Genomic DNA, 24396 nt, shown 5'->3' on the forward strand with positions numbered 1-24396 from the left:
TTTGTTATATCAATTAATCCACATTATCCACATTGTCCACAATGTTTCACAAAACATGAAACGCCGCACCAGTGCTGGATTTCTTCGTTACTTTTACCCATATCTTTTACATTTTTTGTGTGGTAAGATTTGAATTGTTCTGAGGAACATAAAGAGAAGTGACCGACGATGGTACTTAAAAATGTTCTCGGATAATTTGTAAAGCAGGTGATAAAAGTATATGATGGGGCGAGTAACTATTAGTCATAATTTGGGGGAGGATTCTACCAATGTTTCCAATATTTTCATTGATGAATACATGCAGGACGCCAATGATGCGCAGATCAAGATTTACTTATTTTTACTGCGTATGATGAGTGCCAATCTGCCAACCAGCGTTTCAGCATTGGCAGATAAATTTAATCATACTGAGAAGGACGTAATTCGCGCCCTCAAGTACTGGGAAAAAAAAGAGCTTATCAGTCTTGAGTATGATGTTTCCGGTAACCTCACCGGAATCCATATGGAAGACATTGTAGCTCCACAGAACCTTGGACGTAGAAAGAACGACACTGTTCTTAGAACTGTTTCATCTCATAGAGAAAGCAGCTTTGAGGATCACAAGGAAGAGCTTCCTGAAGTTGTCGCACCTAGCAAGCCAAAGTATTCTGCAGCTCAGCTTCGTGCTTTCAAGCAGACAGAAGGTGCAAACATTGTATTCCTTGCCGAGCAGTATTTTGGAAGACCTCTTGCTTCTACTGAGATGCTTACTTTGTACTACATCCATGATGAGCTCAAGTTCTCAGATGATCTTTTGGACTATCTGATGCAGTATTGCGTCGATAATCATAAAACTGATTTCAGGTATGTTGAGAAGGTAGCATTATCCTGGAGTCAGGAAGGCATCAAAACGCCAAAACAGGCACGCGCGGAAATCTACAAACATGATCCTGAAGTCATCAGTATCATGAAAGCCTTGGGAATGGACAACAGTCCTACTGAGAAGGAGGGGAACTTCATCAGCTCGTGGCGAGGGGAGTTGGGATTTTCGATGGATATCATTGCAGAAGCCTGCGACCGCACTGTTATGGCAACCCAGAAGAATCGCTTGAAATACTGTGATAGCATTCTTCGCAGCTGGCATGAGAAAAAGGTTGAAACTAGGGAGGATATTGCCAGATTAGATGCTGATTTCACCGCTGATCTCAAGAAAAAGAGATCAATGGCTTCTGTATCATCCATCAATAGTAAACTCCGCTCTGACGAATCATATATTCGCCAAAGCGGCAACCAGAACCGTTTCAATCAGTTCCAGCAAAATACATATAATTTTGCTGAACTAGAAGAAAAGCTTCTGGACAACTAACTCTTATAGGATTGGGGAATCTTGTAGGAGCCACATAAAAGTTAAGCCCTGTACTTTTGGTTTGGCGGCGGCATTTGCCTTCCCCAAAGCACGTACAGGGCATACTTTTGTGATTTGCACATTAGCATTTAAGGAGATCACTATGCCATTAACAAATGCACAATATGATCAGATAATGCATGAATATGAAGAAAGACGCGCCTTGCACAGACAGGAGCTTGAAGAGAGACAACGCTATGTCTATGAGAATGTTCCTGGCTACAAAGATCTTGAAGATCAGACAGCTACAGCAAGCGTAACTTTCGGTAAAAGACTTCTTTCAGGAGAGCGCCTTGATAGATCAGCCCTTAGACAGGAACTGGCTGAGCTTGCAAGACAAAAACTCCTTCTTTTAACTGAAGCCGGCTTCTCTTCTGATTATCTTGATATGGGATACACCTGTCAGGACTGTAAGGATACCGGTTATGTAGGCAATGAGAAATGTCATTGTTTCAAACAAAAGATCATTGAAACTCTCTATGATAAATCAAATCTTAAGATGCTTACCAAAACTGCTAACTTTAAGCTCATGTCTGATAAATATTATCAGGGCGAAGACTTAAAGAGATTTCATGGTGCAGTTAATGCTGCTGAAGATTTTATTAATAATTTTAACTCTGACTACCAAAATCTATTCATTTATGGTACAGTTGGTACTGGCAAATCTTTCCTGTCAACTTGTATTGCAAATGAACTCCTTAAAAAGGGACATTCTGTAATATATTTCAGTTCCACAGGATTATTTGAACTACTGGCCGAGAACTCTTTCGACTATCGTAACAAGCAAGAACTTCGGAGCATATATGATGACCTTTATGGATGTGAGCTTCTCATTATCGATGACCTCGGTACTGAGCGCACCAATTCATTCGTTGCTTCTGAGCTTTTCTCTTGCCTTAATGAAAGAGACATTAGAAAGAAAGCCACTATAATTACCACTAATCTTTCTCTTGAAGAATTGCAAATGACTTATTCAGACAGAATCTTTTCAAGAGTCACAAGTAATTACAAGCTCTTGAAATTATCTGGTCAGGATATTCGTAAAATAAAGAAGATTGCAAGAAAAGAAAGCGAGGATTTTCAGTAATGCCAAAAAGAGAAGAGAAACGTAATCTGGAGACAATTCCTGTTGGTTCCTTAGGAATTATCCCTCTTAAGGGTGTAAAGTCTCTAGCAGAGAAAGTCGATTACTATCTCGTAAAATGGAGAGCAGAAAGAGAAAATGAGCACAAAGGAAGCTTAGCTTTTACAGGTTATGAGCGTCCTTCTTATATCTTAGATGCTGATGTTCCAAGATTCGGAACCGGTGAAGCTAAGGGTGTTATCAAGACTTCTGTTCGTGGCGATGACTTATATCTTTTAGTTGATGTTTGTAACTATTCACAGACCTATTCTCTATTTGGACAGGAAAATCATATGTCTCCTGATGATCACTATCAGGATCTCAAAAGAATTATTGCTGCCGTAGGTGGTAAGGCCAGAAGAATCACAGTTATCATGCCTTTCCTCTATGAATCAAGACAGCACAAGAGAAGCTCAAGAGAATCTCTTGACTGCGCTATTGCTCTTCAGGAGCTCGTGAATATGGGTGTTGATAATATCATCACTTTCGATGCTCACGATCCTAGAGTACAGAATGCTATTCCACTTAACGGTTTTGAAACCGTTCGTACAACATATCAGTTCATCAAGGCTCTTCTTAGAAATGTTTGGGACCTCAAGATCGATTCAGATCACATGATGGTCATCTCTCCAGATGAAGGAGGAATGGGCCGTGCAATCTACCTTGCCAGCGTACTTGGTCTCGATGTAGGAATGTTCTACAAGAGACGTGACTACACACAGGTTGTTGATGGACGTAATCCTATCGTTTCACATGAGTTCCTTGGAACAAGTGTTGAAGGCAAGTCAGTTATCATCGTTGACGATATGATCTCATCTGGAGAGAGCATGATCGACGTAGCTAGAGCTCTTAAAGAGCGTAAGGCTGCTAGAATCTATGCATTCTCAACATTTGGTTTATTCACAAGTGGACTTGAGATCTTTGATAAAGCTTATGAAGAAGGAATCATCGACAGAGTCCTTACTACAAACCTTGTATATCAGACTCCAGAGCTTCTTTCTCGCGAATGGTATATCAGCTGCGATATGAGCAAGTACATTGCTTACCTTATCGATACTCTTAACCACGATGCATCAATCAGCGATCTTCTTAATCCTGTTGAGCGTATCAACAACATCATTGAACGTTACAACAGCGGAGAGCTCAAGGCATCTCTCGAAGCAGAGAAAAAGCTTTGATCCTCTATACTTAATGGCAAAATCAAAGCCGGGATTCAGATTTGAATCCCGGCTTTTTTCTTTGTGTTATCCACAAAATTATTCAAATAGTGATTTGATTTCCACAAGTGAATCCAGTTTTTTAAACAGTTTTCCTGATAACTCTTCGTCTGGCTGCGTAAGATCCGGAACCATAATGACATTACAGCCGGCATCATATGCACTTTGAACGCCATTTGGTGAATCCTCAACTGCAAAGGTCTCACTCGGATCAAGCCCTAGCTCCTTGCAGGCAAATGCATAGATATCTGGCGCAGGCTTTCCTTTTTCTACCATATTGGCACATATGATCTTGTCAAAGTATCCAAAGAGATCGATCTTCTTTAGATACCTCTCTGCCCTTGGATATTCATTGGCTGTAACAAGTGCTGTAAAAATGCCATTTTCACGAAGCCAGATGAGTATCTCCTTGGCACCAGGCTTAAGTGGTATTCCTTGCTCCCTTACAAGCTCTTCAACAAGTCCTCTTCTGTACTCACGAACTTCAAAGTAGTCAAGATCTTCTCCAAACCACTCCTTGAACTGAAGAGGTGCAAACGGCCTTCCAAGGGATCTGAGGCTAAGAGTCATCTCTTTTGTCATCTCATGCCCAAAGTGGGCCATTGCCTTAGGCCAAGCCTGCTGATAGTACTTCTCAGTATCTGTCAGAGTGCCATCCATATCAAAAAGAACTGCCTTAATGTCTTTCCCAATCATTTTCATACCTCTCGCAGAATCTGGCAGAAAAAGAAGGCTCCTCATTACCAATATTTAGATGCGTAACATCGCCGCATCTAAGTGTCCTAAAGCTGACAAAGCCCTTCTGACGTTCTTCTGTGGCAACCATAGTAACTGATGTAGGCGCTGTGGCCATTGACTGGAACATTACAAATGGTGATATATTCCACAAATGTGACAGTAAGACCGATGTTATTCCATAGTGGCAAAAGAACGCTATTGTCTTATCGTTACCATTATCTGTTTTGTAGATAAGTCCGTCTCTTACATATCCATACTCAGCAAGAAGCTTATCAAAAGACTCTACGGTATAGTCATACTTTGTGACTGCATCTGATGCTTTAGCAATCTCAGAATCTCTCCAAGCTATTCTATCCAGTAATTCAGGATGCTCATTATAATAGGATGGAAGAAGATCCCATATTATCCTCTTTTCATACTTTCCAGTCTCTTTATTAATAACAAGCTCATTCTCATAAGCCATTCTTGCTGTCTCACTTAAGTTTGGATCAAACTTCGCAGGGAATTCCATGAGCCAGTCATAGGTCTTTCCGCTCTTGCCAAGCCTGTCCATACTATACTTAGCTGTTGCCTGGGCTCTTCCAAGAGGAGAGAGATAGATATCATCTATCTTGTATCTCTCTATATCCTCTGATAAAAGAGTTGCCTCTACCTTACCTTTATCCGTGAGATTGTCATGTGCATAATCAGGATCTCCATGCCTGATAAAAATAAGTTTCATTTCAAACTACTCCCTTAGCCCTGAAGTCCTGCTGACTGACGGATCATATCCTCTACTACAATGTCATAGATCTCGCCTACTGTATTGCAGTATTCGAGCACCTTCCATGGCTCATTTGTATGGAAATGGATTTTAACAAGATCCTCATCACCAGCTGCAATAAGTGAATTTCCTTCAAAATGAGCAGTGATATAATCTGCTATCTCATCTTCATCAAGATCCTTATCTCTTCTGTCAATGAGAAGCTGTGTGTCATATCTATAGGCAAACTGATCATCTTCTGCATCAATGCTGTGTATTGGTTCCATCTTTGGTCCTCCCTTTGCTGAATGATTAAATTCCCTTAAAGCTCATTGTAAACTCAAGCTTCTTGTCATTTGGAAGCAGGAATTCTGGATGAGTCTTAGCTCCCCAGCTGTCATCACCTGCAATACCCATCTGAACAAGGCTACATCTGACAATTGTCTTGAATACTCTAGGAAGCTCATAAGGATGCTGCGCAGCCTCAAGCTCATCTGGAGTATATGGAAGAGCGCTGAAGTTCATTGAATCTGGAGCTTCAAATAACAATCCTCTTCCCTTTCTATCTGTGATCTTAGCCCATCTAACGTCAGTTCTGTTGCCTGTTTCCTGAGGAACAAGATAGTTCTCCATGGCATCAGTAGTTGTTGTCTTGAAAATACCAAGCTTTGCTCCGCGATTTCTATCGACGTAGTTCTCCTCTGGGCCATTTCCATAGTACTCAACGTTCTTGAAGTCTGGGTTAAATCTGAACATCATACCAAATTCTGGCATTGGAGTAAGTCCTTTAACTGGCTCATATTCCTCTTTTATCCATACTCTTCCATCACCTGTTACTGTGTATGTCACAAGAACAGAAGATGCTGGTGTTGTAGGAAGATAATACTTAAATGTAAGGCTTACGCTGTTTTTCTCTTCATTGATGATAGGATACTGGCTTCTGTCCTCAGGTGTTCCGTTTACATAACCATTGCTCTCTTCTTTTACGATCTTTGTTGTAAGGTATGAGCTTGCAACCTTCCACTGAGCATATCTCTGTGGCATATCATTACCCATATCATTATCAACAGGTGCTCTCCAGAAGTTTGGTCTTGGAAGGGCTTCGATCAGCTCTTTTCCTGCATAGTTATAGGATACAAGGCCTCTATCTCTTGCAAAAAGAACTGAGAAATGATTTCCCTTTACACCAACATTGTAAAGTCCCTTAACTACTGTAAGAGGAGCGCATGAAACATAAGTTGAAGCTGACTTTCTAAATACTCCCTGACCAAATGCTACTTCATGTCCAGCCTCAGCCCAAGATGTCTTGTCACGAAGTCTGAATGATACTGTTACAACATACTCATCAAGAGGGAATGGTCCGTTCTCATCAAATACACCAGTTGGCATAACCGCCATCTTAGCTCTGATCTCTTCAGGAAGCTCATACTCTTTTTCTGTAAGTGGCTCAACATTTGTAGCCATGAGCTTTTCTGCAATCTTCTTTCCATCTCTCTCAAGAATGACTACGCAGTTATATTCATTTGAATTTGTGAAAAGATTTCTGTTGATAACCTTTACTTTATCTGATAAAACAATTACCTCCAGGCCCTGATAGTTGAACTTAACGTCCTGCATCTTGGCGTATGGCTGACGCAGGCTATCTACGATACCATTTCCACTGAAGTTATAATCTGTAGGTCTCTCACCAAAGTCTCCGCCATATGCCTGGTACTCTTCGCCAAAGCAGTTCTTGGTCCTGATTGCCTGATCTACATAATCCCAGATAAATCCGCCCTGATAACGTGGCTCTCTGTTTGCAAGATCAGTGTATTTGAACATACCACCAATAGAGTTTGCCATTGAGTGTGTGTACTCACAGCAGATATATGGCTTGTCATCATGTTCCTTAAGGAACTTCTCAATGCTCTCTACTGAAGGATACATCTGACTTTCCATATCACTTGTATCATTGTAGGTTCTATCATGACAAACACCTTCATAGTGAACAAGTCTGTCTGGATCAAGTTTTCTAAACAGGTTACTCATCTCAAACGGAACCTTTCCACCATGAGACTCGTTACCAATTGACCAGATGAGAACTGAAGGATGGTTCTTATCAAGCTGATATGTTGTATTTACTCTATCAAGCATTGCAGCCATGCAATCTTCCCTGCTGCCAGGAAGTGTCATCTCTACCTGCTTTTCTCTAGGGAATCCAGCCCAACTTCCGTGAGTCTCCATGTTATTTTCCGCAATCATGTAAAGGCCGTAGATATCGCAAAGTTCATAGAGACGGGCTGAGTTCTGGTAATGACTTGTTCTGATAGCGTTGATATTATTCTTTTTCATTGTGATGATATCCTTAAGAGTATCCTCATCAGAAACTACTCTACCTACATCACATGAGAATTCGTGTCTGTTTACGCCCTTAAATACGATTCTCTTACCATTGATGAGCATAAGCCCGTCCTTCATCTCAAAGCGGCGGAATCCTACGTTCTGTCTAATAACCTCAGTATTTTCTCCTGAAGCATTATTTACATGTAAAAGAAGCTGATAAAGCTGTGGGTCTTCAGCGCTCCAAAGAATAGGATCCATAACCTTTTCAGAAATCACAACTTCTTCTGCGTTATTAACTGTTCCCTTAACAACAGGGTGATTATTTCTAAGAAGCACATAGTCTGTTGTACCTGTGCTCTTACCAAGCTTAAGTGTTACTTCAAGCTCAGCCTCTGTAAACTCGTCATTTAAGATAGTTCTGACCTTAAGGTCCTCAAGATGTGCATCTGGAACAAGTCTTAAGAATACATTTCTGTAGATACCTGAAAATCTAAAGAAATCCTGGTCCTCCATCCAGCTTCCTGCAGTCCATTTAAATACCTGGACAGCCAGCTTGTTGAGACCACTCTTTATAAATGGAGTAAGGTCAAATTCTGAAGGTGTGAAAGTATCCTCGCTGTAACCCACATAGCTTCCATTAAGCCAAAGAGCATATCCGCTTTCCACGCCGTCAAATACTACATGTACTTCTTTTCCCTCCCAATTGGCAGGAAGTTCAAAATACTTAACATAGCTTGCCACTGGATTGAACTTCTCAGGAACCTCGCCAAGCCAGATGTCCTCGTGTCCATCCCATGGATACTGAGTGTTGATATATGCTGGAATATCATAACCTTCCATCTGAATGTGAGCTGGCACATGAATATCATCCCAGATATTGCAGTTATAATCTTCCTTTTCAAAGCCAGGAATTACTGAGCCATAATTTCTGGCATAGTGAAATTTCCAAAGTCCATTAAGTGAAAGTTCAAGTGAGCTTACACCCTCTGTTAATTCATCATCTGAACCATATGCTCTATGATCTGAATGAGCTGGTAGCACTCCTTCCTTGAAAAATTCGGGGTTCTTTACATTTTGATAGTTAAAGCTTCCCATAAGTTAATCCTCCGTAATATATGTAATAAAATGATTACCGTTATTTTCAAACAACTCCTCGGAATCCTTCATTCCGTACTTGTAGACCTGACCTGTTTTTGGATCAAGTAATACTGTATTGAGTTCATTGAATCCCAGGATCAGCATAGCATCTCCGTTGTTCAAAAGAGCCATAACAGGAATATCCTGATTAACATAATAGAGCATAGCTGATAATGGACATTTATCAAGGTCCAGAACCTTTGCTTCTGCCAGGGAACTCTGCAAAATAGTCATCGCTCCCGCGCCGCTCTCTAACATACCTTCTACATCTCGGTTCGTTCCATTAAACTGTAATATCAGATCAAGACATACTGCCACAGGGCTATTTGATGTCATGTCATCATAACTCTCTGCATTTCGAGTGATTGCCATTATCTGATTTGATCTTGAGAGATTACCCTTAACCCAAACATATCTATTATTATCTCCCAATACAATGCCTGGAGCATCGTAAGCATCAAGTACTGCACTTGAAGGATCAGAATAAACTCTTACGTCTCCATCAAGATCATAAACATAATAGAATGGATTGCTGTCAGGATTTCTTTCTATATCAACAACAACATTCCTATCTCCCTCAAACAGAGTCTGATAAGGAGTCAAAACTCTAAGCTGCTTGGTCTTGATCTCATTCTTGGTCGTGATCTGAACTATCTTTTCAAATACATCAACAGAAGCCACGGTAACTACATTGCTACCGCCATGAACTTCAAGTGTGTTCATGATCTGATCATCATAGGTGCTCTCATATTCTGTACCTTCTGCATTCTTGACCACTCTGCTGATCTTAAGCTGATTGTCGTTTATTGTTATTCCGGTTATGTAAACTCCATCAGGGCTATAATTCTCAAGAACATTTCCTTCTACATCAACAATCCTAAGTGAATACATTGCATAGATCGGATTACCCATCTGATCGTTTAATACATCGTCAGAGTGAACAACTCCATAGATAAGGTCCTCTCCCATGAATCCCAAAAGGATTATGAAATCACCTTTTTCTGCCTCAATCTCAGACACCGCTCTGGTGTTGAGGTTCATCACATTAAGGCTCTTTAAGTCGCTGCTCTGCCATGCGATAACTCTTTTTGAATCTGATATCTTGTACTGTCCTGCGCCTATATCATCTACAACAGACTTGGATTCCTTATCAATAAGGTCTATCTCATAGATATTCTGATCAAGCATGCAGTAAAAGATATTACTATTGCTCACATAGGCAAGCTCATCAATATAGCTTGTGAGGATCTCCGCGCTCCTTGTGCTCTCGATAAATGCTTCCTCTTCAACTGAATTTAAAGAGGCATTGTAATCGTAAACCGCGATTCCCACTCTGCCTTCATGCAGGCCTCTGTTCATGTAACCTGCAACTGCAAACTTTACATTCCCAGCTTCATCCACATTTAATATCTTGATAACGTGTCTGTTCCATCTGGTCCTGATATCATCATTATCTGTATCATAAAAGCCAAACAGATAAGCAAGCTTATTTTCTGCATGGTTAAAGGAATACAACCTGTTCTGGCTCACAAAAGCAAAGGTACTTCCACTGCTGCTCTCTACAAGTTCAATATCAGGATCTGATATTCCAAGGTTGATGGTATTAGAACCTATTGAATATGAGCCTGAGTCGAAGATATAGTCCATCGTTCTTTCATAGTTTAAAAGATATATTCTGTCCGATGTAAATCTGACTCTAAAATATTCGCACACATTGTATGTTTTGGTGACCGAACTATCCTTTAATATAACTCTGTACTGTAGTTCAAAGCTTCCTGTCTGGCCATGAATATCTGTCACATACACATCCGGAGTTGTGTGTTTTGTGATATTAAGATCTCCCCATGTAACCTGATTAAAACTACTATGAATATCTACTTTACTAAAGGTTGTGTTATCACCTTCTGAATTAGACTCAAGATATTTAGAGTATTCCTTAGCCTCAGTCTTATTGAAGGTAGCATTTGAAAAACCAAGTACAAAGGAAAGTTCTTTATCGAGATTGTATCTGCTGTCATCCTCTGTCCACACAAATCTCGTATAATACTTGGCTTTTCCACTATTTGTTTCCATAACAAACACAAGAACATATTCATTTCCAAGTGTGATCAGGTCCTTTATCTGGATAGTTCCTGTGATAGCATCACTTGACTCTACATAGTCAGTAATACTTGTATTCTCGACGAGTCCCTTGCCGTCTATACTCCTGACTTCAAAGCTGATATTCCAAACAGTCTCTCCAAAGGTATTGATCTTGTATTTAAGAGTTCTATCCTGGCCAATTGGGAACACAGAGCCTCTCTGGTAGTTAACATCAACATCTGAAAGATATCCGTGCATAGGGTTAACTTCCTGATCTCCGTTAATAAGAGTTACTACAGGAAGGGTCGCTGAAGGCATCTTGGCAGTCATGTCAGCATTATCCCCATTGGAAAGCTTGCTGATGACAAAAAGCGCAAGAACAAACACCAAAATTGCGTATACAGTTTTTAATATTGTTAATTTTACTGATCTTTCGCGCATAATTGACTTTCAATTTTAATAATAGTAAGATTTTTCAAAGGAGGATTTTATTATGAAAAATCCCGTTCTCTATCGTAAACGCTTTATCCCGGATGAGTGCTTTGAATTAAAAGATGACATCATCCTAGAGCGTACAGATTCTATGATCGTTACTAAATGGTCTGCTATCCGGGCAAAAGAAGATTTCTCAAGCGGATATTCATGCTATTACCTCGACCGCGGCATAAAAGTGAGCAAATTTATCAAATCTGATGGCTCACTGCATTATTGGTACTGCGATGTAGTCACCTATGACTACGATGAAGAAACAAATATACTCTATACTATCGACCTTCTGGCAGACGTGATCATCTATCCAGACGGCAAGGTCAAAGTTGTTGACCTCGATGAATTATCAGAAGCCTTCGAAAAAGGGCTCATAGATAATACTCTTCTTAAAAAGAGTCTGCTCTCATTGAACAGACTCCTCACAGAAATCTACGATCATGGAATTGAATCGCTTACTCAGCCAATCCGAAAATATACTGACTGATATTAGTAAAATACATGACCTCCTATAGTAGTTCCAGAAAGACCCGGAACCGGAGTTCTAAAATAAACACATGATCCGACGTTTGAATAGCCCTTCATGGCTTCATCTGCAGCCTGATAGCAGGATGCTGACGCTTTGCCTTCCGCGAGGGCAAGTGCCAGTCTTCCACTGGCAACAGGTGAAAACTGCTTGTTCTGATAGATAACCCCAACAACAGTATCAGGATATACAGAACTAAGCACCCTGTTAATAACTACTGCTCCAACGGCTACCTTGCCTTCATAAGGCTCAGCTCCTGCCTCACAGTATATAAGGTTAGCTAAAAGATATCTATCTCCTTCAGCAAAACTGACTTCTGAAATATCTCTCCAACTTGAAGAAGCTGCCAATTTGGATAATCTCATTTCCTCTGCAAGCTTAGCTTCAAGATTCTTAATGTCATTTTCCTGAGCTTTGATCTGTTCTTCCAGCTCTTCCGCCTTGGCTTCCGCATCAGAAATATCATTGGCATACTGTTTGATAGATCCTGAGGTCTGACTTACAAGCCCATTAACACGACTCTGTTCAGCCTGCTGCTTGACCTGATATTCCTCAAGCTGATCCATCTCTTCTTCTAAGGTCTTCTCTTTTTCCTCGATAAGCTTTCTAGTCTCAATATATTCCTGAAACTTCTGCCTGTCATAAGCTGATAAGCTCTCAACGTAATTGTTCTGATTAAGAAAACCTGAGAAACTCGTAGCTCCCAAAAGCATATCAAGAAGCATGAAATTCTGCTTCTCATATATGAACTGAACCCTCTTCTTCATAGAAGCATACTGCTGCTCTTCTGTTGTCTTGGCAGCTGCAAGCTCCGTCTGAGTGTTCTCGATCTCGTTTTCCTTGTCACCAATCTGCTCTTCAATCTCTGCAAGATTATTACTAACCTCTGTCAGCTGATTGTTAAGTGTATTGAGCTGTCCCTGAAGTGAAGATTTCTCCTCATTCATCTCAGCTATGTTTTCTTTGGTGTTATCAAGCTCATTCTGAGATTGTTTCTTTTTCTCTTTTGCCTCCTCAAGCTGTTGCTTGGTGGTCTGTGTAGCCATTACGGGTAATGGTCTTAGCAAAAGAGCTATAGAAACAACAAAGAGAATAGCTCCCTTAAAATATTTAATTGTTTTTCCCCTTACCCCTCTTTTTCTCATAGGCTCTGTTTATTAAATAGTAATCTTTATATTTCTACCACTAGGCTGATACTGATAATATCTTACTCCTGCCGCATCAAACATCCTCTTGGAGGCTCTTGTTGATGCAGATGAACTATACTTATCGCTATCATAAACAACAGTCTTAATTCCAGCTTGTATTATGGCTTTGGCGCATTCATTACAAGGGAAAAGAGATACATATATCTTGGAACCCACCAGGCTACCGCCGCGATAGTTTAAGATCGCATTGAGCTCACTGTGTGTCACAAAAGGATATTTGGTAGACAGCTCGTCTTCACCATCTCTTTCCCATGGGAAGTCCTCATCTGAACATCCCTTTGGAAAGCCATTATATCCCATGGAAAGAATATTATTGTCCTCGCTGACGATACAGCTTCCAACCTGAGTGTTGGGATCCTTGGATCTCATAGCAGCAAGCTTGGCAACACCCATGAAGTACTCATCCCATGTTATGTAATCTTCTCTCTTCATGCTGCACCCCCTGTCACATGAATATTACTTTGTTCCAAAGATTCTGTCTCCAGCATCTCCAAGACCAGGTACGATATATCCATGCTCATTGAGTCTCTCATCAAGTGATCCAACATATACGTCAACATCTGGATGTGACTCCTGCATTTCCTTGAGTCCCTCTGGAGCTGCAATGATGCAAAGGAAATGAATGTGCTTGCATCCTCTGTCCTTGAGCATCTGAATTGCAGCAACTGATGATCCGCCTGTAGCAAGCATAGGATCTACTACAAATATTTCTCTTTCTGTAATGTCAGCAGGCATCTTGCAGTAGTACTCTACTGGCTTAAGTGTCTCAGGGTCTCTGTAAAGACCAATGTGTCCAACCTTAGCTGCTGGAATAAGAGCAAGCATACCATCTACCATACCAAGACCAGCTCTTAAGATAGGAACTACGCAGAGCTTTCTTCCCTTAAGTTCCTTAACAGTTGTCTTGCAGATAGGTGTCTCTATCTCAACGTCCTGAAGCTGAAGATCTCTAGTTGCTTCATAGCAGATAAGCATAGCGATCTCGCTGATAGTCTGTCTAAAATCCTTTGTACCTGTATCTGTCCTTCTAATGTATCCAATCTTGTGCTGAATCAGTGGATGATCCATAATAACTACTTTTCCCATAGCTACCTCCTAAAAATTATTCTTCTATTTTTTTAATTCTGCGACTATGCTTTTCCATTTCTGAAAATGGTGTATCAAGGAATGTATCAACTATTTCAAGTGCCTGAACTTCGCCGATCATTCCTCCCCCCATAGCTAGCATATTCGCATCATTATGCTCTCTTGTAAGTCTTGCAGATGTCTTCTCAGAGCAAAGAGCACATCTGATTCCCCTAACCTTGTTGGCAACAATTGAGATGCCAATTCCAGTTGTGCAGATAACGATTCCTCTATCACACACTCCCTGTGCTACAGCCTCTGCAGCCGCTCTTCCAAAATCTGGATAATCACAGGAATTCTTGTCATATGTACCAAAGTCTTTGTACTCAAGTCCCCTCTCTTCGAGGTGCTTGATCACTGCCGCTTTGAGATCAAATCCGCCATGATCACTTGCTAATGCTATCATTTCTAGTACCTTCCTTATCCTATTATAATACAACTCAATTTAGAGTGTTATAACATTGTGACCTGCTGCCTTCAAAAGCCTGTTCATGATAGCCTGACCAATTCCGCTGTCATCAAAAGACTCTGAATACATGATATCTATCTGTTCATCATCAAATTCTCTAAGAACCTTGAAAAGTTCATGAGCAATAGTACTTTCATCTTCCCTATTTCCAACGCTCTTGACTACATCTGCTTCATAAAGCCCTTTTGTAGCATCTGTTCCGATAACTCCGACCTTTTTGCCTGCAGCCTTAGCCTCTTTTGCCTTGGAATTGATAAAGCTCACAACCTTATCCTGATCGCCCTGTATGATAGTAAGCTCTCCCTTTGGGGCATAGTGTCTATACTTCATTCCAGGTGCCTTAGGACGCTCGGTAGATGATGAATCTATTATTGTCTTATCAATACTTATCTCACCAAGCACATCCTTTAGCATCTCCGCTGTGATATAACCTGGTCTCAAGATCATTGGAATTTCAGACGTCAGATCTACTATGGTAGATTCAAGTCCAATTCCAACCTGACCTCCATCAATTATCATCTCTATCTTGCCTGAAAGATCCTCTTCGCAATACTTGGCTAGTGTAGGACTAGGTCTTCCTGATATATTTGCGCTTGGAGCAGCTATATATCCGCCTGATGCCTCGATCAGAGCAAGTGCGATCTTGTTGTTAGGCATTCTGATGGCAACTGTATCAAGTCCACCTGTTGTCTCATATGGCACCCTGTCATTTTTGTTCATGATCATTGTAAGAGGTCCTGGCCAAAAGGCGTTTGCCAACTTAATGGCGCTATCTGGTACCTCTTTTACTATATCTTTGACATCCTCCATGTTTGAAACATGTACTATAAGAGGATTGTCTGATGGTCTACCCTTAGCAGCGTAGATTTTCTTGGAAGATTCGGGATTAAGGCCATCTCCTCCAAGACCATATACAGTCTCAGTAGGGAAAGCTACAAGCCCGCCTTTTTTGATGATCTCTCCGGCTCTTTTGATGCCTTCCAGAGCCTTATCATCTATATTATTTTCTTTTACAACTAATACTTCTGTTTCCAATTTTTTATCCCTCGGTAAAGCCTGCAATCACATCCCACACATCACTTGTTTCCATGCCAAGTGACCACTCAGCAATTCCAGCGATGTTGTGTGCCTTCATGGAATCGATTTTCTGTCCGATGGATGTTACATCTTCATTCCAGATCTGATTGAGTGTTCCATCTGAAGATGTGTATTCACCATAATTCTGTCCTGCCTCAGCATCCCATTCCATGCTGATCTGATGATTTGCTATATATTCCTGCGCAGTCTTCATGCTGACAGCTTCACTTGAAAGGCTGCCATTTGAAGTGTGCCATATTCTAGTGTAGAAAGGCACTGCGTTGATCACCTTTGAAGCATCAACTTCTTTTAGGGTGTTAATGATACCATTTTCTACATATGACAATGAAGCAACTGAACCAGCTTCTGATGAACCAGCATAATGCTCATCATATCCCATGATAACCACATAGTCAGCTACTGTTCCCTGCTCTTCAAGATCATAATGATCATTGAAATTCATAGGTACGTAGTTATCTATTGAAAGTACGAGTCCTGCTTTGCGACATGCAATTGAAAGCTCACGGACAAGCTCTACATATGACTGTCCATCTTCTGTAGCAATAAGCTCAAAGTCAAAGTTCACTCCATCTGCGCCGCAAGCTGTTACTTCATTTATTACATTGCTGATAAAGTTAGCTCTTGCTGTTGCACTTCCCATCATCTGTCCAGTTGATACATCGTTGCCGCTTGTAAAGTTATCTACAAGTACCCAAACTTCCATGCCCATGCTATGCGCTGTATTTACATAAGAGGATGAAGCAAAGCTCTTGATACTGCCATCTTCACTTGAAAGCTTGATCCATGTAGGAGAAATAACGTTAAGTCCCTTAGCTGATGACACTACACTTGAAAGAGTATCGTTACCAGCTGGCCCTCCAATATTATGGAAGCCAAGGTTGATCTTGTGGTCTCTTGTAAGAGATGTATATTCCTCTTCTACATAATCTGTCACTGGAATAGGACTTTTTGTTGTTATATCGCTTAACTTTTTCTTTTCAACGTAACCGATATATGAGTCCGGACTCTTAACCTTAACCCAGTTCTCCATCTCTTCAAGAACAACTACAGTATCGTCCTTGTGAAGATCCTCCAAGATCTCGCTCTTAACTCCTCCGCGGATTCTGAGCTGAGTATCCTTCTTGACTGTAGCCACCTGCTGGTCGTCCCAGCTTGTTGTGATCTGAATATGATTAGGTTCTGTATATCCGGCATATGAGAAATTAGTGAACTTCTTGACATAATCAAGCGCCACAAGGAGTGTATCGCCGTTCATCTTGGCGATGACATATCCTTCATCTCCGTTTTCTCCCTCTGAGTCATACCAGGAGGTTGATCCTATCTCAGTTGTGATGATCCTGGATGCAGTTGTATAGATAAGTTTTCCATCCTGCACTCCATAATAAAATCTATCATTGAGATAATCCTGTACTGAATCAAAATCAAGATAATATGTTCCATCCAGGAGGAATGCTCTTTCTGCAAGCATCTCATCTCCATAGATAATTGCAACATCAGTGTCTGATGTAATGCTAAAGTAGTCGTTAAGATCAGCTCTTTCTGTACTATATGCATAGTGTTTTTGTAAAAGCTGAAGCGCATATATACCACCCATAACAAAAATAAGGGCGATTATAATAAGCGCTGGAATCACCTTTTTTTTCATGTTCTAGCTCCTTTACAATCGCCCTTTATTATATCATAATTCCTCATTCGTTAAAGACTTTATCGGAATTAATCACATTATGCCTTTTTAGCTATTATCCTTTAACATTCTTGTGTATGTCCAAGGCGGGGTCCTCTTCAATAATTCAATTGATGTTTTTTAAGGATTTTTATAGCCAAATATGATCTGAAGACGGCCAAAAGGTCTTTTTTTGTGACAATTCCTTGCAACAGCCTTAAGTTGCTCCTTCAGATTTTGACATTATTTAATTTCTGCGAGATACCTGCGCCGAATCTACTATCTTATGCCCTTAAGAGCGCACAAAATATGGTATAATTAATACACAATAATAACTAAAAAATGTTAATGCTCAAAAATATGTTTGATGTTATTTAGGGGGATTTAAAAAGAAACTATTGTAAGACATTCTGTGATAGGCCACAGAAAAATTGAAAAAATAGACGTTTAAATTCCCTTATGCTATTACCGATCGCCTCCCTTCACGATTCACACATTGGAGAGGCATCTCACAAGAACCTATGTTAGCATACAAATCTTAAGAATTACCTACGAATTTTCTTAAGATTTCCTTAAGATGACATAGGCACATCAAAAAATATTAAAATATGTCGATACATCTATTGACATAGATACATGTATAACTTAGTATCTATGTATTCCAAAGTCAGGAGGTGAGCATTATGAAAATTGAAAAAGTCAATGATCACCAGATTAGATGCACTCTTACCAGAGATGACCTTGCGAAGCGCGACCTAAAAATCACTGAGCTTGCTTATGGAACTGACAAAGCCAAAGAGCTTTTTCAGGACATGATGCAGCAGGCCAATTTAGAATATGGTTTTGATGCCGAAGATACTCCTCTTATGATAGAAGCAATTCCTATCAATTCAGAATGTATTGTACTCATCATTACCAAAGTCGAGGATCCAGAAGAGTTAGATACTCGTTTTTCAAATTTCGCACCATCTGTCCATGAGGAAGATGATGACGAGGATGATGATTACGACGACTACGAAGATGACAGCTATGATGAGGACGAAGACGAAGACGTTTCAAGCCTCTTCAAGAGACTCCAGCATAGCAACATGGCAGACTTCCTGGATTCACCTATGGGAGCTCCTTCATCTGATGCCAAGAAAGTCAAAGAAAAAACATCTGGCACTCGAAAAAAGGGACAGCCTAGCAGAAAAGGTTCGAGAATATTCTCATTTGATTCTCTTCACGAGGTTATGAGATTTTCTCATATAGTCAGCAGGAAATTCAATGGTTTGAATACACTATACAAGAATGAAGTAAGCGGAAAGTTTTATCTGATACTTCATCAGGGTGAAATAGAAGATAATATCTTCGCCAATATCTGCTCAGTTCTTACCGAGTATGGCAAAACAGAGATTGGAAGCACTGCAGAGCAGCAATATCTTGACGAGCATTACACAATAGTTATTAAAGATAACGCAGTTCAGTCTCTTTCAAAAATTTGATCATTGCAAAAAATGGACCGGTTCTTTCGAACCGGTCCTTTTTATTTTGTTATTAGTTCTTGCCGTAGAGGCTAACGAGTTTCTCGAGATAAGCTCTGTGTTCCTTAGCATGCTCTGCAGCCTTAGCGTTAAGTTCTGCAGCTCTCTCAGGATTCTTGAGCTTAAGTGAAAGGTATCTAACCTCACCATCAAGGAAGCTCTGGAAGTCTTCTGTAGCTGGCTTAGAATCAAGTGTGAACTTGTTCTCTGCCTGAGGATTAAATCTGAACATATCCCAGTATCCTGTAGCAACAGCCTTCTTCTCTTCGTCCATAACCTTGTTCATACCAGCCTTAAGACCCTGGTTGATACATGGTGCATAAGCGATGATAAGTGAAGGTCCTGGATATGCCTCAGCTTCTTTGATTGCATTGATTGTCTGCTGCATATTTGCACCCATTGCGATCTGTGCAACATATACATAACCATAGCTCATTGCGATAGAAGCAAGATCTTTCTGCTTGATCTCTTTACCACCTGCAGCGAACTGTGCAACAGCACCTGTAGGAGTAGCCTTTGAAGACTGACCACCTGTATTTGAGTAAACCTCTGTGTTTACAACGAGAACGTTGACATCCTTACCAGATGCAAGTACGTGATCGAGACCACCGAATCCGATATCAAATGCCCATCCGTCACCACCGAAGATCCACTGTGACTTCTTAGCAGCAAAGTCTTTATTCTTAATTACATACTTAGCTGCATCTGAGCTGTCGCCCTTAAGAGCCTCAACAAGAGCCTCTGTAGCAGCTGTGTTCTCAGAGCCAACATTGAATGTATCAAGCCACTTCTGAGCAGCATCCTTAGCAGATCCGCCAGCAGCTACGATCTCTTCAACCTTCTCCTTGATTGCATCACGGAGTGCGTTCTGAGCAAGTACCATACCCATACCAAACTCTGCGTTATCCTCGAACAGTGAGTTATCCCATGCAGGACCCTGTCCCTTAGCATTTACAGTGTAAGGTGTTGATGGTGAAGAGTTACCCCAGATTGATGTACATCCTGTAGCGTTTGCAACGTACATTCTGTCACCAAAGAGCTGAGTAACAAGTTTAACATAAGGTGTCTCACCACAACCTGCGCAAGCGCCTGAGAACTCAAGGAGTGGCTGCTTGAACTGTGAGCCCTTGATTGAGCCTTCGCCGAACTTAGCAACAACGTCTTCCTTGATAGGAAGTGTCACAGCATAGTCGAAGTACTTCTGCTCATCCTTATTAGCTGCGATAGCACCCATCTTGAGTGTCTCGCCCTTGTTATTACCAGGACATACATTTGCGCAAGATCCGCAACCTGTACAGTCAAGAGCAGAAATAACAACTGAATACTTATATCCATCCATTCCAGCAAGTGGCTTTGTCTGAAGTCCTTCTGGAGCCTTAGCGATCTCATCGTCTGTAAGAGCTACTGTTCTGATTGCAGCGTGTGGACATACAAGTGAGCAGAATCCACATCCGATACATGTTGTAGCATCCCACTTAGGAACGTTAACTGCGATACCTCTCTTCTCGTATGCAGCTGATCCTGAAGGTGTAGCACCATCAACATATGGAAGACAATCAGATACCTTAAGTGTGTTACCTTCCTGAGCATTAACCTTAGACTGGATGTTGTTAACGAAGTCAATAACATTCTTTCTAGAGCCTTCTGCCTTCTTGAAGTCAAGTCCTTCGTCCTTAGCATCCTTCCAAGACTCAGGGATCTCAACCTTGATAAGGTTCTTAGGATCTGCACCAGCATCAATAGCATCCCAGTTCTTCTTAACGACATCTTCACCCTTACGGCCGTATGTCTTCTGCGCTGCATCCTTCATGAACTTGATAGCATCTTCTTCAGGAATGATCTTTGTGATGTTGAAGAATGCTGACTGAAGGATTGTATTGATTCTTGTAGGTCCCATACCAACTTCAACACCGATCTTAGAACCGTTCATGATGTAGAAGTTGATCTTGTGATCGTACATGAACTTCTTAACCTGTCCAGGGATCTCAGTTTCAAGCTGATCTACTGTCCAAGGGCAGTTGAGAAGGAATGATCCACCATCAACAAGTTCCTGAACCATGTTGAACTTGCGGATGTATGAAGGGTTGTGGCAAGCTACGAAGTCAGCCTTCTTGATGAGGTAAGTTGACTTGATAGGCTTCTTACCAAATCTAAGGTGAGACATTGTAACACCACCAGACTTCTTTGAATCATAGTCAAAGTATGCCTGAGCATACATGTCTGTGTTATCACCAATGATCTTGATTGAGTTTTTGTTAGCACCAACAGTACCGTCAGCACCAAGTCCCCAGAACTTACAGTTTGTTGTTCCTTCTGGAGTTGTAACAAGAGGAGCACCTACATCAAGTGAAAGATTTGTTACATCATCCTCGATACCGATTGTGAACTCTTCCTTCTTGTCGTTATTAAATACAGCAACGATCTGTGCTGGAGTTGTATCTTTTGAACCAAGTCCATAACGTCCACAGAATACTGGAACTGACTCGAACTTTGTTCCCTTAAGAGCTGCGATAACATCAAGAGCAAGAGGCTCACGATATGATCCAGGCTCCTTAGTTCTATCAAGAACTTCGATTCTCTTAACTGATGCAGGGATAGCATCAACGAGAGCCTTAGCTGAGAATGGTCTGTAAAGTCTTACCTTTACTACACCAACCTTCTTGCCCTGCTGCTCGAGGTAATCGATTGTCTCTTCGATAGTATCATTTACAGAACCCATAGCTACGATAACTACTTCTGCATTAGGATCACCATAGTAGTTGAAGAGCTTGTAGTCTGTACCAATCTTAGCATTAACCTTGTCCATGTACTTCTGAACAATATCAGGAAGCTCATTGTAACCAGTGTTACAAGCTTCTCTTGTCTGGAAGAAGATATCAGGGTTCTGAGCTGAGCCCATCTGGCATGGATGATTTGGATTAAGAGCGTTAGCCTTGAATGCATCAATTGCATCGTGGTTAACCATCTCATCGAGATCCTTGTAATCCCAAACCTCAATCTTCTGAATTTCATGTGATGTACGGAAACCATCAAAGAAGTTAATGAAAGGAATTCTTCCTTCGATTGCTGCACAGTATGCAACAGGTGTTAAGTCCATAACCTCCTGTACGCTTGAGTCGCAAAGCATTGCAGCACCTGTCTGTCGGCAAGCATATACATCTGAGTGATCGCCGAAGATATTGAGGGCATGAGAAGCTACGCAACGAGCTGATACATTGAATACGCCAGGAAGTCTCTCACCAGCAATCTTGTAGATATCAGGGATCATAAGAAGAAGTCCCTGAGAAGCTGTGTATGTAGATGTAAGAGCACCTACTACAAGTGATCCGTGTACAGCACCTGCTGCACCGGCTTCAGACTGCATCTCTGTAATCTGAACTGTACGGCCGAAAATATTCTTCTTTCCAGCTGTTGCCCATTCATCTACATGCTCAGGCATAACAGATGATGGTGTAATCGGGTACATAGCGGCAACTTCAGTAAACGCATATGAAGCATATGCAGCTGCTTCGTTACCGTCCATGGTTTTCATGTTTCTTGCCATTTTGTTTCCTCCTACCTTTTTTATTGGATTGTTTGGCTTTTTATATTAAATTGTATAGAAAACCTTTGAAATAGCGCAAAAATTCCAGTCACACTCTTTTCCTCCCATGAAAAATCAGATGTGACGGAGACTTTTACTCTTATTCTGCCGATTTCAATAGTACCACTTAAAGTGCACTCGTGTCAATGTTTTCAAGGCTTTGAAGCCATTTTGTGTAAGCGCTTACACATATCGTTTTTACGGGTATTGTCACGCAATTTATACTTATTTAATGATTTCATCTGATAAAAGTTTTCGTTAAAAGTATTGATAAATAAGTATCAGTATTATATGATAACTTTGTATCAAAGATTGGTAACGGCAAAGCCAGTCTGTTTTTGTTACATTTATTATTCTAAAACAAATAGTGGAAGGAGATTTATTATGGCATACGTTATTAATGATGGTTGCATTAGCTGCGGTTCATGCGCTGCACAGTGCCCTGTTTCAGCTATTTCTCAGGGAGACTCACAGTTCGTTATTGACGCTAACACATGCATCGACTGCGGTTCTTGCGCAGCTCAGTGTCCTGTTGGTGCTATCACACAGGGTTGAGTACAATCAACAGAAATAACAAAAGGTGTAGTTTCGATTCTATCGAAAACTACACCTTTTTTATTTTGCTCAGTGGCCTTTTTCAAGGTTTGCAAACTTAGTATATTCAGGAAGCCAAAGGAGCTCTACGGTTCCAATAGGGCCGTGTCTCTGCTTGGCAATGATGATCTCGGCTACGCCCTTCTTTTCAGTATCTTTATTGTAATAATCATCTCTATAGATGAACATTACCATATCGGCATCCTGCTCAATGGCTCCAGATTCTCTAAGGTCTGAAAGCATAGGTCTGTGATCAGGTCTCTGCTCAACTGCACGAGAAAGCTGTGAAAGAGCTACTACAGGAACATTAAGCTCTCTGGCAAGAGCTTTAAGTGATCGTGAGATCTCTGAAATTTCCTGCTGTCTAGATTCTGAACTCTTTCCAGATCCGCCAGACATCAGCTGCAAATAGTCGATCATGATGACCTGAAGGTCATATTCCATCTTGTACTTTCTGCACTTAGATCTAAGCTCCTGGATTGAGATACTTGGAGTATCATCAATGATCAGCTTGGAAGAACCAACTACATCAGCGCTTTCGATGAGTCGTTCCCAGTCAAGGTCTGACATATTACCAGTTCTGATATGCTGAGAATCTACATGTGATTCCATGGAAAGGAGACGGTTAACAAACTGCTCCTTTGACATTTCCAGTGAAAACATTGCAACGCACTTGTTGTCATGGAACGCCATGTGCTCTGCGATATTAAGAACAAAGGCTGTCTTACCCATAGCAGGTCTGGCAGCTATCAGAATAAGGTCAGAAGGCTGGAATCCAGCTGTATTGTAATCAAGATCAATAAATCCTGTTGAATGACCTGTTACATTACCCTTCATCTTGCTGGCTGTCTCGATCCTATTGAGGGCATTCATAACTACCTGATCGATAGGTACGAAATCGCCAGTGTTACGCTTCTGAGTGATCTGAAAGACATTTTTCTCAACATCATTAAGAATGCCTTCCATATCTTCACCACCAGCATAACAGTTATTAATTGTATCCTCGCTGACACGAATAAGCTTTCTGAGAGTAGATTTGTCTGCTACTATCTTGGCATAGTACTTAACATTTGCAGAAGTTGGCACCGCTGAAACCAGCTCACCAATGTATTCAACACTGCTGACATTTGGTGGAACATTCTTTTCACGAAGTCTGTTCTGCAAAGTTACAACGTCAACCGCACTGCCTTCTCTATTAAGTTCTACCATAGCCTCAAAGATAGTACCAAGCTGTCTGTTATAGAAATCATCTGCAGTTACTATCTCAGCTGCTATCTCGATAGCATCTTTATCCATAAGCATAGCACCTACAACAGACTGCTCCGCTTCGAGACTGTTGGGTGCCACCCTTTTTAACAGTGTTTCATCTGCCATTT

At 40.9% G+C, this 24396-nt stretch carries 19 protein-coding genes; 6 read left to right on the forward strand and 13 right to left on the reverse strand.

Annotation, left to right across the window (positions count from 1 at the left end):
- Window positions 1–220: 220 nt before the first annotated feature.
- The 3 genes from bhn_RS13225 (at window position 221) to bhn_RS13235 (ending at window position 3685) form a co-directional block, all read left to right on the forward strand.
- A complete protein-coding gene (locus bhn_RS13225; RefSeq protein WP_083385996.1) occupies window positions 221–1345 on the forward strand; it encodes a DnaD domain protein in 1125 nt (374 codons plus the stop codon).
- A 142-nt stretch (window positions 1346–1487) separates the two neighbouring features.
- A complete protein-coding gene (locus bhn_RS13230; RefSeq protein WP_071177135.1) occupies window positions 1488–2471 on the forward strand; it encodes an ATP-binding protein in 984 nt (327 codons plus the stop codon).
- Window positions 2471–3685 (forward strand): ribose-phosphate pyrophosphokinase, encoded by a 1215-nt coding sequence (locus tag bhn_RS13235; RefSeq protein ID WP_071177136.1) that lies wholly within the window; start codon window positions 2471–2473, stop codon window positions 3683–3685. Before bhn_RS13230 ends, bhn_RS13235 begins: the two co-directional genes overlap by 1 nt.
- Before the next feature lie 78 nt (window positions 3686–3763).
- Here the strand turns inward: bhn_RS13235 and bhn_RS13240 are convergent, their stop codons facing one another.
- The 5 genes from bhn_RS13240 to bhn_RS13260 are packed head-to-tail and all read right to left on the reverse strand — an operon-like array spanning window position 3764 to window position 11186.
- On the reverse strand, window positions 3764–4420 hold the full coding sequence (locus tag bhn_RS13240; protein ID WP_083385998.1) for an HAD family hydrolase: 657 nt from the start codon (window positions 4418–4420) through the stop codon (window positions 3764–3766).
- Complete coding sequence (locus bhn_RS13245) at window positions 4401–5183, reverse strand: histidine phosphatase family protein (protein ID WP_071177138.1); 783 nt, start codon at window positions 5181–5183, stop codon at window positions 4401–4403. Before bhn_RS13245 ends, bhn_RS13240 begins: the two co-directional genes overlap by 20 nt.
- A 14-nt stretch (window positions 5184–5197) precedes the next feature.
- On the reverse strand, window positions 5198–5491 hold the full coding sequence (locus bhn_RS13250) for a hypothetical protein (RefSeq protein ID WP_071177139.1): 294 nt from the start codon (window positions 5489–5491) through the stop codon (window positions 5198–5200).
- A gap of 25 nt (window positions 5492–5516) precedes the next feature.
- On the reverse strand, window positions 5517–8621 hold the full coding sequence (locus bhn_RS13255) for a glycoside hydrolase family 2 TIM barrel-domain containing protein (RefSeq protein WP_071177140.1): 3105 nt from the start codon (window positions 8619–8621) through the stop codon (window positions 5517–5519).
- Window positions 8622–8624: 3 nt separating this feature from the next.
- Entirely contained in the window at window positions 8625–11186 is a 2562-nt protein-coding gene (locus bhn_RS13260) for a hypothetical protein (RefSeq protein WP_071177141.1), read from the reverse strand.
- 52 nt (window positions 11187–11238) lie between these two features.
- Here bhn_RS13260 and bhn_RS13265 point away from each other — a divergent pair, with 52 nt between their 5' ends.
- The gene (locus bhn_RS13265; RefSeq protein WP_071177142.1) at window positions 11239–11718 is read left to right on the forward strand and encodes a DUF402 domain-containing protein; all 480 of its coding nucleotides are present in this window, start codon (window positions 11239–11241) and stop codon (window positions 11716–11718) included.
- 2 nt (window positions 11719–11720) lie between these two features.
- Here the strand turns inward: bhn_RS13265 and bhn_RS13270 are convergent, their stop codons facing one another.
- Genes bhn_RS13270 through bhn_RS13295 form a run of 6 tightly spaced genes read right to left on the reverse strand, consistent with a single transcriptional unit; the run spans window position 11721 to window position 17302 of the window.
- Window positions 11721–12902 carry a cell wall hydrolase gene (locus tag bhn_RS13270; RefSeq protein ID WP_071177143.1) on the reverse strand — a complete coding sequence of 394 codons (1182 nt, stop codon included), beginning with the start codon at window positions 12900–12902 and terminating at the stop codon, window positions 11721–11723.
- Window positions 12903–12914: 12 nt separating this feature from the next.
- Window positions 12915–13397 carry a deoxycytidylate deaminase gene (locus bhn_RS13275; RefSeq protein ID WP_071177144.1) on the reverse strand — a complete coding sequence of 161 codons (483 nt, stop codon included), beginning with the start codon at window positions 13395–13397 and terminating at the stop codon, window positions 12915–12917.
- Window positions 13398–13421: 24 nt separating this feature from the next.
- Window positions 13422–14051, reverse strand: coding sequence for a uracil phosphoribosyltransferase (gene upp / locus bhn_RS13280; protein WP_071177145.1), 630 nt, complete (start codon window positions 14049–14051; stop codon window positions 13422–13424).
- Window positions 14052–14067: 16 nt separating this feature from the next.
- The gene (gene rpiB, locus bhn_RS13285) at window positions 14068–14496 is read right to left on the reverse strand and encodes a ribose 5-phosphate isomerase B (protein ID WP_071177146.1); all 429 of its coding nucleotides are present in this window, start codon (window positions 14494–14496) and stop codon (window positions 14068–14070) included.
- A 39-nt stretch (window positions 14497–14535) separates the two neighbouring features.
- Window positions 14536–15594: an L-threonylcarbamoyladenylate synthase gene (locus bhn_RS13290; RefSeq protein WP_071177147.1), complete on the reverse strand. Its 1059-nt coding sequence runs from the start codon at window positions 15592–15594 to the stop codon at window positions 14536–14538.
- A 4-nt stretch (window positions 15595–15598) separates the two neighbouring features.
- Entirely contained in the window at window positions 15599–17302 is a 1704-nt protein-coding gene (locus tag bhn_RS13295; protein WP_071177148.1) for a glycosyl hydrolase family 18 protein, read from the reverse strand.
- Window positions 17303–18003: 701 nt separating this feature from the next.
- Here bhn_RS13295 and bhn_RS13300 point away from each other — a divergent pair.
- Window positions 18004–18804: an adaptor protein MecA gene (locus tag bhn_RS13300; protein WP_071177149.1), complete on the forward strand. Its 801-nt coding sequence runs from the start codon at window positions 18004–18006 to the stop codon at window positions 18802–18804.
- Window positions 18805–18856: 52 nt separating this feature from the next.
- Here bhn_RS13300 and nifJ read toward each other — a convergent pair whose 3' ends face one another.
- Window positions 18857–22387 (reverse strand): pyruvate:ferredoxin (flavodoxin) oxidoreductase, encoded by a 3531-nt coding sequence (gene nifJ / locus bhn_RS13305; RefSeq protein WP_071177150.1) that lies wholly within the window; start codon window positions 22385–22387, stop codon window positions 18857–18859.
- A gap of 423 nt (window positions 22388–22810) precedes the next feature.
- Between nifJ and bhn_RS13310 the strand changes: the two genes are divergently transcribed.
- Window positions 22811–22981 carry a DUF362 domain-containing protein gene (locus bhn_RS13310; RefSeq protein ID WP_026656525.1) on the forward strand — a complete coding sequence of 57 codons (171 nt, stop codon included), beginning with the start codon at window positions 22811–22813 and terminating at the stop codon, window positions 22979–22981.
- A 69-nt stretch (window positions 22982–23050) separates the two neighbouring features.
- Here bhn_RS13310 and dnaB read toward each other — a convergent pair whose 3' ends face one another.
- Window positions 23051–24394, reverse strand: coding sequence for a replicative DNA helicase (dnaB, locus tag bhn_RS13315; RefSeq protein WP_071177151.1), 1344 nt, complete (start codon window positions 24392–24394; stop codon window positions 23051–23053).
- Window positions 24395–24396: the final 2 nt, after the last annotated feature.

The sequence above is a fragment of the Butyrivibrio hungatei genome (genome assembly GCF_001858005.1).
GTDB classification, from domain to species: domain Bacteria; phylum Bacillota; class Clostridia; order Lachnospirales; family Lachnospiraceae; genus Butyrivibrio; species Butyrivibrio hungatei.